Origin of the sequence: Neokomagataea anthophila (genome assembly GCF_018122595.1) — a bacterium.
GTDB classification, from domain to species: Bacteria; Pseudomonadota; Alphaproteobacteria; order Acetobacterales; family Acetobacteraceae; genus Gluconobacter; species Gluconobacter anthophilus.
This window is the reverse complement of sequence record NZ_JAGRQH010000003.1, coordinates 333,778-344,990: the sequence shown is the minus strand read 5'-3', so window position 1 is coordinate 344,990 and position 11,213 is coordinate 333,778. Positions and strand designations below refer to the sequence as shown.

Here is an 11,213-nt window from a genome sequence, read left to right as displayed (position 1 = left end):
ACTTAAAGATGGCAATCGCGCCAAAGCTAGATCGTATTGATCTTAAAATTCTGGCTCAGTTGCAGAAAAACGGCCGACTGACCAACGTAGAGTTGGCAAATCGTGTTGGGCTGTCTGCTAGTCCGTGCCTGATCCGCGTTAAACGGTTAGAAGCTGCGGGTTATATCGTTGGATATGGCGCACAGATTGCGTTGCAGAAAATTTCGAGCGTTATGACGGTTTTCACGGAAGTGACTTTGTCGGATCATAGGAGGGATGATTTTTTCCGCTTTGAGACGGCAATGCAGAAAGTGGAATCTTTAGTGGAAGCCCACCTCATTAGTGGTGGCTATGATTACCTTCTAAAATTCATGGTCAGGAATATAGATCACTATCAAAATACAATAGAGGGGCTTCTTGATCAGAATATTGGTATTGAAAAATACTTTAGTTACATTGTTATAAAATCCCCTATTCTAAAGCCTGCATTCTTGATTGAAAATCTTACGAAAAATACGGAGCGTTCAATATGACTTCGGAAAATGCGCGCGCGGGTGAGTCAACGGCTATTAGCCTACGTGAAATGACAGAAGCAGATCTCATAGCATCATCAGGTCTTTCAAAAATATTGGGATGGCCGCATCGCCTTGAGGACTGGGACTTCATGCTGCGTCTTGGCCATGGTTTGGTGGCTACGCTGGAAAATGGGGACATTATTGGCACCATCATGTGGTGGACTTTTGGGGAGTGTCACGCGTCAGTCGGATTGATCATCGTTAATGGAGCGTGGCAAGGCCATGGGATTGGCACCAATCTGCTGACGACAGTCCGTAGGCTTTTACCCGGTCGTTCAATTTCTCTTAACGCTACCCCGGCAGGGCAGCCTTTGTATGAAAAATTAGGCTTTGTCCCAACGGGAATTGTTGAGCAGCGCCAAGGCAATGGTGTGTCTTCTCCCATCATTGCCCTCGATGCCGGACAACGAATGCGCCCCATTGTTCAGTATGATCATGAGGATCTCGTGATATTGGACCGGGCTGCGACAGGTATGGATCGGTCGGCTCTTATCGAAGGGTTCGTACAGAATGCCAAAGGTGTTGTGATCGATATGGAGGAGGGTATCCGGGGATACTCATTTTGCCGTCGGTTTGGGTGGGGATGGCTGATTGGGCCTGTTGTGGCAGAAACGGTCGAACAAGCGAAGGCGCTCATTTCGCACTGGATTGGCACTTACGGCGGGGAGTTTATCAGGATTGATACGACGCTTTCATCTGGTCTCTCAGCCTGGCTGGATGACATGGGTCTCATCCGGGTGGATGTGGTTAATACCATGTCGACTGAACCTGTTGTGATCTCTGACAAGAGCCCACAATACTTTGCCCTTTCTAGTCAAGCTCTCGGTTAAGGATTGCGGTTATGTCGTTTGTTCTAAAGTCTACTGAAGAGCGTGCACGCTTATGGAAACCTATGTTTGCCCGTGAATTGCCTGAGTTACCATTTTATACTTGGCCAGAAACGGGCGATCCGCAAAAAGTCCGCTATATTGCCGCATGGCAGCCCCCAGAAAATTTAGCAGAGCTTTTTCCGAATTTGGAAATCCTTTTCTCTGTGGGGGCAGGAGTAGACCAGTTGAATCTCGCCGCGGTACCCAGGGGTGTCCGGGTTGTTCGTATGATGGAGCCAGGATTAGCAGAAGGGATGATAGAATACGTTCTATGGGCTGTTCTTTCGTATCATCGAAATATGTTTCACTATGCCCGCCAGCAGAGAAAGCAAGTGTGGCAGGGAGCACCAAACGTATCTTCCGGCTTATTTCGGGTTGGTGTTATGGGCATGGGAGCATTGGGAATACCTGTATTAGAAAAGCTGGCGCAGTTTGGATATGTCTGCAATGGCTGGAGCCGAAGTCGACATAATATTCCAGGCATTAAAAGTTATGCCGGGCCAGATGAATTGGATGACTTTCTTGTATCTACGAATGTACTTATTTGTCTAATGCCTCTGACGGATGCCACAAGAGGCGTACTTAATCGGGAACTCTTTGCAAAGCTTCCCAAGGGGGCATGCCTTATAAATTGTGGTAGAGGTGGGCATCTTGTGCAGGATGACTTAATTCAGGCATTGGATGAAGGGCAATTAAGTCAAGCTGTTCTTGATGTCACAGACCCTGAACCACTTCCTGATCGGCACCCTTTTTGGGAACATCCCTTAATTTTTTTAACGCCGCATATCGCAAGTTCTTCGCGTGTTGAAACAGGTGGAGAAATGATTTTCAACAATATTATGCGGTATGAAAAGGGTCTAAATATGCTCGGAGAGATTGATAAAATCTCAGGGTATTAAGTTAAAGGGATTGAAAAACAGTACGGCTACTGTTGCAGACTTAGATTTTGGTCGCGTGGATCTCGTTTGTTTTGATTTTTAAACAGTTTAGGCGCTGAATGGTCTTTCGATCAGACACACTTCCCCCATGATCCCCTCTTGGCACTGGAAGAGTTCAGCTTGTCCCTTTTCCAGGACCCGTTGACCTCAAAGGTCCTGTTACAAAGTTTTAGAAGCTTCCTGAAGCCCCCTATTGGTTTTAAGAGGCGTCATGTTGTGATCAGCTATCACGATCTTGAAACCATATTGACTGAGCGGGGCGTGAGAGTTGATCATTCAGCGATTTACCACTGGGTCTAGCGCTATGCACTCGATATGGAAAAGCGTTTACTCTGGTATTGGAAACGTCCGTGGTTTTCCAATAGCTGGCGTATTGACGAGGCTTATATTAAGGTCAAAGGAAATTGGGCATATCTGTATCGGGCTGTCGTCCAAGGTGGTGATACGATTGATTTCTATCTCTCACCGACCCAGCACACTAAGACTGCCAAACGTTTTCCGGCAAGACCTTGAACGGCCTGAAGGACCAAGAGAAGCCCGAGACGATCAACACGGACAAAGCCCCAACTTAAGGTAATGCAATCAACGAACTCAAAAAACGGTAAACCTCTCGATACGGTGAAAACACCGCTAGGTAGAGTATCTGAGCAACGTGATTGAAGCCGATCACAGCAAACTGAAACAACTGATCAAACCGGTTCATGGCTTCAAAAGCCTAAAAACGGCCTATACGACTATTAAAAGCTTCGAGGTCATGTGAGCCTTGAAAAAAGGCAGGAATCGAAAACCTGCCGTTCCAATCTAAATTGGCAACAAATCCGATGGGCATGCAAACGTATATATCTGCATCCACGGGCGTTCTATTTCACCGTGAAAGCGATTTTTCTGGAATCAACAATAATAAGCCAACTCGATAGGGCGGAGATCATGCAGCATATAATTCGAACTAGTAAGACAATACTGATTGTGATCCATCGGGCATATGTGGCACGCTTTGCTGTGGTAAGTCTGACATTCCGTAGCAGCAAGATTATTATTTCATGAGCTTCGCCATAATGTCTATCTTCTGGGGTTCAGTTAAGAAAAATCCAGATGGGAACAAGGCAACATGGTCTCCTATTTGCGTATTATTAAGCATCATCACCCTGTTTGCCACGACACCTGGACATGCTGCGCCCTCGACTTCTTCATGTATAGAGGGGGCTACGGTTGTACCTCTTATGGGAGGAGATGGAGACAGTCCTATCATCCCAGTAATGGTCGGAACTTCGCTCGCTGCGATGTTCGTCAGCCCGGCCCTGCAACACGTTTTTGTCCGAGACACTGGTGCGATATGGTTTCCTCCGGGACCGACGCAACAGATGCGTGCGCAGGATGGTAATATCACCGTTACCGAACGAACTAAAATCGATAACCTTCAAATTGGTGAGGTCTCCTTACCTGAAGTGCCAGCATCACTGTTGGATGGAGATGCAACGCACAGTGCAGGAGGGCTTCCAGTCGTAGGTCTTATCGGGCGCGACCTCCTTGAGCATGTGGAAGTTCTGTTCGATGTGCCACATAAAAAGCTTGCACTGTTTCGTTGGCATAGCCGGAACGGATGCAGCGAAACGCCGGCTTCGATCTTCTCCGGCACCGTTTACGAGGTCCCAATGGATAGCGACGGCGGTATCCCAGTAGTGATTAATGGCGCGTCAGAACGACTACAACTCGACCCCGATCTTAAAACAAGCGTATTGCCACGGTCCGCTGCCTATGACGCCGGAGTTTCTGATGAAATGCTAGCTCAAGACCCCCGTGTGACAACACAATACGAGGCAATAACAATCGGAGCAAAGCACCAATTTAAGGAAATTAATCTCGGGGGAGATATTCTCCGCGATTTTGATTTTATTGTACAAAATAATATACGTGGTGGTGCTTTAGGAGAAAATTTCTTCTCGGGAATGGTAGCACTACTCGATTTTCCACACGGCCGACTTATCTTTCAACCCACTGATCTTCGGAACGACGCGCCCATTTTACACCTGCATTTCGATGAATCGCACCAAGGCTTTGCATCGGTGCATGAATCACAAGGTGTAATAGAGCGTAAATAGAAATTATTTACGTACGCGTAGAGTGAATGTCTGTAGAACGCTTCTTTTTTCGGGGGGGGGGATGATTCTACAATTGAAATATGTAAGCTGCGATCAGTGGATATATATACATTGCACCCACTGTATAAAATACAAATTTATCGACCACAACCAGAATACTCATAAATATATATGTAGTATTTTATATATGTCACATGTTAAAAATATCTAAAATTAATACTTTTTGTGGAGCAGTATTTAATACTGCTCCACTTTATAATTAATGAGTTTTTAACCAATTATGCAGTTGATTTTGTGTATTTTTCACCTCTTCCAAACGAACCTGAACAGCATTCATAGCTTTTTTTATCGCTAATTTAGCCCCGTTTGTTTTGTTGAATGACGAGTCATCCTGTAACGCAGAAATTACGGAAGGTGTATTCGATTGAGCTGCAATCGAAGGCAAGAAATCATCCTGAGCCCATGGCGCTAAATGGGTACGGATTTCGGTTTCATTTTCTTTCACGAGTTTCCACACTAAATCTGGATTTTTACTTTCTCCAGCAATCATTGATAGCGCCATCGCAACACGACCATTAGGAATAGCACCACTATAAGCAAGGGAGACATTTTTACGGATCAAATCAGGGGTGCGCGCATTAGCAATCGCCGAGAATAAGCGCAGCTTTAGCTCCGTTGCTTGGGTATCTCGTACGTTCTTTGCCATAAAATCCCAATCCTCTGCAGAAGAGTGTTTCATAGCTAGGTAAGTGACGAGACCCACCAAATCAGCAGGTAACGAAGATGGGTTTTTTTTCCATATCGCGAAACGATGGCCTGCTTCAGCGAGAACGCTCGGATCTTCAAACTCTCCCAATGTCATAATTACAGTGGGGCGTAGCATGGTATCCAAAACATTTTCATTAGGCTTTGCATCCCAACCCAAACGGGCAAAAATTGGTTGCAAAATACCCACTGCATAATGATGAAATGCCTCTTGATCAGGGTTTCCATCTTCGCGTCCGTCGATGGCTTCTAGTATACCAATCACTTCATCTAATACAGCAATGTCTTGTTCGTTCCCCTTAGATAATTGAGTAATCAGGTCTAAAGATACACTTAAAGGCGATTTTCCTGCACGGAAAAGGGCGTATTGATCTCCCAACAGATTAGCTCGATCAACGGCAGAAAACTGTGTTACCGCCCGTGTTAAAGATTTCAATGAAGAATCATCATATTGTACACGGTAATAGCCACTTTCTCCTAAGTTGAGCTTTACCGGCGCATTACAGGCTGGCAGGTCTATCGTTTCTGGTGCTTCTCTCAGAACTAAAGAGGTGTTTTTGAGTGACGGTGCGCCGGCTACTACAGGAATAGACCATGTGAGCGGCGCAGCATGTGGATCGTGAATGGTGAAACGGCTCTGCGTTAACGTATAATGACCCACTCCATGGGTACAGGAAGAAGAAACATGAACTAACGGAACCCCTGGCTGCTCTGTGAAGCTCCGTGCAACTGCGCCAACATCCTGCCCAGATGTTGCTGACAAAGCGTTCCACAAATCTTGACTTGTTGCGCTATTATAAGCATGCGCTTTCATATAGGCACGCATCCCGTCACGGAAACGATCTTCGCCAAGCCATCCTTCGAGCATACGAATGACGAGCTCACCTTTCCCGTAGCTAATACCGTCAAATGCAGCATTCGCTTCGCTGACATTGCGGATAGTTTGTTGGATAGGATGCGTTGTTGCCAGCGCATCAATGCCCATCGTTCCTTCACGTGTTGAGTGTTGGCGCGGCCAGATGTCCCACTGTGGATTCATCTTATCTGTCGCTTTGATCTCCATCCATGAAGCAAAGCCCTCATTGAGCCAAATATTGTTCCACCATCCCATCGTTACTAAATCGCCCGACCATTGGTGAGCCATTTCATGAGCAACAACCTCATAAATTAACTCACGCGTGCGAGGCGTACTATTTTTAGTATCAAACAAAAGTGCATTATCAATGTATGTTAAGGCTCCCCAATTCTCCATAGCGCCGGCCTGGTAGTTTCCTGGAATGGCAAGCATATCCATTTTGGGAAGTGGGTACTTCACTCCAAAATAACTATTATAATAAGGTAAAATATGTTCTGCAGCGTTGAGTGCAAAACGGCCTTGCTCTTCTAAACCAGCGGGAGCGTAAACTCCCAGTGGGGTATTATCGGCCTTACCATGAATAGACCCCATATCTCCGGCCACTAAAGCTAACAGATAGGTCGACATTTTTGGTGTTGTTTCAAAAGAGATGCGCTTCTCACCATTTTTCAATATTTTAGATTCACGGATAGGCATGTTGCTGACAGCAACATCCGCAGCAGGGAGTGTCACATTCAACTGATAGGTTGCTTTAAAAACGGGCTCATCCCAGCCTGGAAACATACGACGAGCATCAGCAACTTCAAATTGCGTTACGAGCATACGCCGTTTTTGACCTGATGCTGTATGATAATCATTAATATAAATGCCGTTTGGTGTCTCTAAAATGGGTCCTGTATAATGAATAACAACTGTATGCTTGCCTGTTGTTAAGGGTTTTTTCAAATGAAGTGTCGCTGTTTCAGCATTGTCATTCTGCGTAACTGAGGCTGCAATAGAACCATCAAAAATGGCTTTTTCCAATTTTAATCCCGCTTGATTTAATACAATATCAGGCGTTTCATTAATTACATCTAATACAATTTTTTCTTGACCACTCATGGTAAGTTTTTGGAGGTCAGTTTGAAGGTCTATTTCATAAGATTCTGGTATAATATTTTTAGGAAGTTGTCCTGGTGTTTTTGCAAAGGAAAAGGCTTCTTCCGCATGAGCTACAGAGCTGAACGGTAAGCCTGCAAGTAGCGTACTCAAAAAGAGGAAACGACGCATCATCAGAAATAACCTTCTTTATAAAAATGAAGAGAATGGAAACCATGTTCCATATCATTACGAAAGTGAAAATGACACAATGCTTATCCTCAGAAAAGAGTTGCCTTTCGTAAGAGCCTTTTACGTATTACAAGAATAAATGAAACCAGCAGCAGAAAACCTGCTGCAAGTAGGGTAGGGGTGATATACGGCCCTATTTCAGCCAGAAAAGGTTTGGCTCCTCCACAACGGATGCGTGTTACGTCATGCTCTGTAATTTGTATGTCTGGGTTCCCGAAACGGGAAAAAACATAGTTCGAAACATCTGCAATATCGGCGTCGGATAAATGCTCAGCATAGGATCCTTTTGAAAATCCCGGCATAAAATAATGTTTCTCGCCAATAGTGCGGTCAACACCATTCAGAACGGTCGCAACTAAATCACTGGGCTCCACGGAGCCAGTGGCCGTATTATGAAAAAGCTGAGGGTAGTAACCGTCTTTACTACCTTGTCCGGTAGGTTGATGGCATGAAGCGCAAGCACCATCATAAAGAACTTCCCCCCGGTTAATACTCTCCAAGAGTGCTCCGCGTAGTGTTGAATCTTCATATGAAATATGGCCATAGCTATCTCGCGCAGCCTGTTGTCGTGAATTAATGGGGCCCGTATGATCATTGGCTGGAATTTGCCGTATGTAAGCCACTAACGCGTCAATGTCCGATGCGCTGAGATATTGAAAGCTGTGTTCAATGGCTTCCGCCATAGGGCCTGCAGCTTGTGCTTTACCAGGAATATCCCCTGTTCTTAGATAAAGAGCGATATCGTGTGCGCTCCAATCACCAATACCTGCCGTATGAGAAGAGGTAATATTGGGGGCGTACCACGATGATAATGCTGCCCCTCCCATTGATTGGCTTGGCATTTCGGCCATTAAAGCATTTCGCGGTGTATGGCAGGTATCGCAATGCCCCAGCGCCAGAGCAAGATAAGCACCACGATTCACTATGACAGAATGCATAGGGTCTGGCACAAATGGTTTTGCATTGGCAAAAAACAGGTCCCAACCCCACATAGATATTCGTATATTAAAAGGAAAAGGGAGGTTAGTTAAGGGCGCAGCTTTATCAATAGGCAATACGCCATTCATAAAATAAGCGTAGAGATCTTGAATATCACGGTCTGTTAAACGCGCATAAGACGTATAAGGCATGGCTGGATACAAATACCCGCCATCAGAACGAATGCCATTTCGTAAAACTTTTTTGAATTGATCTTCAGTATAATTGCCAATTCCATATTTTTTTGATGGCGTAATATTTGTGGAATATATCTTCCCCAGAGGAGAGGCAATGCCATATCCACCAGCATAAGGGAGCCCATTTTTTGGCTCTGTATGACAAGCCGCACAATCCGCTGCTATTGCCAAGTAACGCCCACGAGCTATTTGTGCGCTATCTGAGGCAACAATAGGCGATGCCAATGCCATTGTGCATACAGCAGCGGTAGAGAAGATAAGGTGCTTCATCACTCACACTTCTCCAATTTTAAGGGCGTGCTGAATAGAATCAGCTGCACGTAGACCAAGCGCTGCCATGCTTAGCGTTGTGTTTACCACACTGGCCGAGCACATAGCCGCTCCTCCGGGTAGCCATAAATTATTGTGGTCATGCGTGCGGCACCATGAATCGACAACAGAGTTCGTAGGGCTATCCCCCATAATACAACCACCCATAATATGATTATTGGCGTTATAATCTGTCGTGATTTTTAACTCTGTTCCACCGAGAAGGCCTGCAATTTGTGACACTTGCTCTTTTACAGCTTCTGTACCGTTGCGAACGTAGTCACCTACATCATAATAAATATCCGGACAGGCCAACCCTAAAGGATCTTTACGGCTAGAACTAAGAGTTAAACGATTATTTGGATCTGGTAAGGGCTCAAGACTAATAGACAAATCGACGCCACGCGCCGCGCGTCGACGAATTTCATCATCCAAAGCCTGTCCAACCAAACCAAGCTCAAGTGCCTGCTCAGTGGCAGGGCCAACGCGGCTAATATTGTTCAGAATCATTTTGTTAGCTGAATATTTTGCACGAAACTCTCCATTCCGTGCACCTACAATGCAGCTTGATTGAGCAGGTCCACGGCCAAACCACAAAGGCTCATTTGCCAAAAACGTAGCGTGTACACCTGAGTGGTCCATCATATTACGACCGACCTGATCAGATGAATTCGCCAGACCGTTAGGATTTCGCTCATTCGCTGCAAGCAACATTAAACGAGGAGTCTCAATCCCATTACACGCAGCCACAAAAACTCGAGCTGTCGCCTTATGACTTTTACGCTCTGCATCAAACCAGTGCACAGCCACAATGCGATTATTCTCATCCGTATCAAACTTATAAACAACAGACTGATCTAACGTAACCGCACCAGAAGATTCAGCTTTTTCAATATGTTGTATACCATTATACATTGCACCAATCGGGCATATTGGTTGACAATTATTATTGCCGCAACATGCTGGTCTCTCATCATAAGGAGTAACACTGCGTCCCTGAGGAATAGGAACAAGCTGAAAACCGTGAGGGTTCACAATTTCTGCAACGCGACGATCCGCATAACCAAACGGTATCATATCACGTGGATAAGGACGTGAACGCTCCGCAGGGGACTGCAGTGACACATCATGGGGCCCAGAAACCCCCATCTCTTCTTCTGTTCGGCAATAATATGGTTCTAAATCATCATATGAAATCGGCCAATCACGGCCCACGCCATAGGTTGTTTTCATACGGAAATCGACAGGGAGATGCCGCCAGCATGATGCCGCCCAATGCCACGTTGTGCCTCCGACTGTGCGCAAATACCCTTGTTGATAGGCCGCTCCATTGGGACCATTCAAACCAACATAATTATTTTTAGGAAAATAAAGCGGAGCGGGAGCTAAATGAGATTGCGGGTATAATCCCTGAAAATCATTATGCACACGATTATAAAACGCCATATTCCGCCAACGTTCAACAAATTCAGAGCGTTGAAAACGACGGCCTGCTTCCAAAATTACAACCGAACGTCCAGACGCAGCAAGTTGATGGGCAATCATTGCCCCCACAACGCCAGAACCAATCACTATCACATCTGCCGAAAGATCGCCGTTTTCTTGAAAAACTGGGAACGATGCCATGGTCTTAGTGCCTTCCGTGAGATGTCGGCAGATGCGGTTTAAGTGACGTCGTAGGTGGCGGTTTGGTCTCCACAGCGACTGGCGGCGGCGCAGGGGGGGAGATATTTTTCGGCGATTGTACGGATATACCAAGCGGTGGCGGGTCCTGTGCCCACCACCCGGGCTCCGCAAAGCAGTATGTTGGCACCGGCAAAGCATCACGTGTCGGTTGGTACATCAGCGCATTATAATATGCGATCACAGGAGCATTCATATGGCGTGTAGCCGTGCCGATATACCATGCCGCAATTAAATTATGTACGGTATCACTTTGCCCGCATGTATTGGCTTTTGTTAAAATATCTTCAGGAGTGTCATCGTCTGTTATATGTTTGGCCAGTTGACTAATTTTCTCATCATAAGATGGAAATACAGTTCTTAAAGCACTTAATAGGCGACGCGCTATTATTGGATCAAGATTTGCATGGCCGGTTGTTTTTTTGGAAATTTGAAAAAATTGATCTTCCAATGCCTCGTTTGCGTGTACTGGCGCGATATTACTTAATAGGGCAGTTGCAATAGCTGCTCCCATTATTTGAAGAACGCGCCGCCTCGGCACAAATTGCTCTTCAGACAATGATAAATTTACTTTACCTACCATCACGCAAAATACCTAAAACATTGATAGGTAATACATATATTTATATTTTCCGT

Annotated in this window: 8 protein-coding genes and 1 pseudogene; 5 read left to right on the top strand and 4 right to left on the bottom strand. The window is 45.5% G+C overall.

Features of this window, described 5'->3' with window-relative positions; all coding sequences use genetic code 11:
- The first annotated feature begins 8 nt into the window (after positions 1-8).
- From KB213_RS06905 to KB213_RS06885, 5 genes and pseudogenes are all read left to right on the top strand, one after another.
- A complete protein-coding gene (locus KB213_RS06905) occupies positions 9-512 on the top strand; it encodes an Lrp/AsnC family transcriptional regulator (protein ID WP_211681538.1) in 504 nt (167 codons plus the stop codon).
- Positions 509-1,384, top strand: a complete 876-nt coding sequence (locus tag KB213_RS06900) for a GNAT family N-acetyltransferase (RefSeq protein WP_211681536.1) — start codon at positions 509-511, stop codon at positions 1,382-1,384. Before KB213_RS06905 ends, KB213_RS06900 begins: the two co-directional genes overlap by 4 nt.
- Before the next feature lie 11 nt (positions 1,385-1,395).
- The gene (locus KB213_RS06895; RefSeq protein ID WP_211681534.1) at positions 1,396-2,322 is read left to right on the top strand and encodes a 2-hydroxyacid dehydrogenase; all 927 of its coding nucleotides are present in this window, start codon (positions 1,396-1,398) and stop codon (positions 2,320-2,322) included.
- 258 nt (positions 2,323-2,580) lie between these two features.
- Positions 2,581-3,118 (top strand): annotated as a pseudogene (locus tag KB213_RS06890) (IS6 family transposase); the annotation flags it as partial.
- Positions 3,119-3,401: 283 nt separating this feature from the next.
- Positions 3,402-4,460 carry a pepsin/retropepsin-like aspartic protease family protein gene (locus KB213_RS06885; protein WP_211681532.1) on the top strand — a complete coding sequence of 353 codons (1,059 nt, stop codon included), beginning with the start codon at positions 3,402-3,404 and terminating at the stop codon, positions 4,458-4,460.
- 259 nt (positions 4,461-4,719) lie between these two features.
- On the opposite strand, the gene KB213_RS06880 is transcribed toward KB213_RS06885, so the two are convergent.
- The 4 genes from KB213_RS06880 to KB213_RS06865 form a co-directional block, all read right to left on the bottom strand.
- Entirely contained in the window at positions 4,720-7,353 is a 2,634-nt protein-coding gene (locus KB213_RS06880) for a M1 family metallopeptidase (RefSeq protein ID WP_211681530.1), read from the bottom strand.
- An 86-nt stretch (positions 7,354-7,439) separates the two neighbouring features.
- The gene (locus tag KB213_RS06875) at positions 7,440-8,816 is read right to left on the bottom strand and encodes a cytochrome c (protein ID WP_282958317.1); all 1,377 of its coding nucleotides are present in this window, start codon (positions 8,814-8,816) and stop codon (positions 7,440-7,442) included.
- A 42-nt stretch (positions 8,817-8,858) separates the two neighbouring features.
- Positions 8,859-10,520, bottom strand: a complete 1,662-nt coding sequence (locus KB213_RS06870; protein ID WP_211681526.1) for a GMC family oxidoreductase — start codon at positions 10,518-10,520, stop codon at positions 8,859-8,861.
- A gap of 4 nt (positions 10,521-10,524) precedes the next feature.
- Complete coding sequence (locus KB213_RS06865; RefSeq protein ID WP_211681524.1) at positions 10,525-11,160, bottom strand: sugar dehydrogenase complex small subunit; 636 nt, start codon at positions 11,158-11,160, stop codon at positions 10,525-10,527.
- Positions 11,161-11,213: the final 53 nt, after the last annotated feature.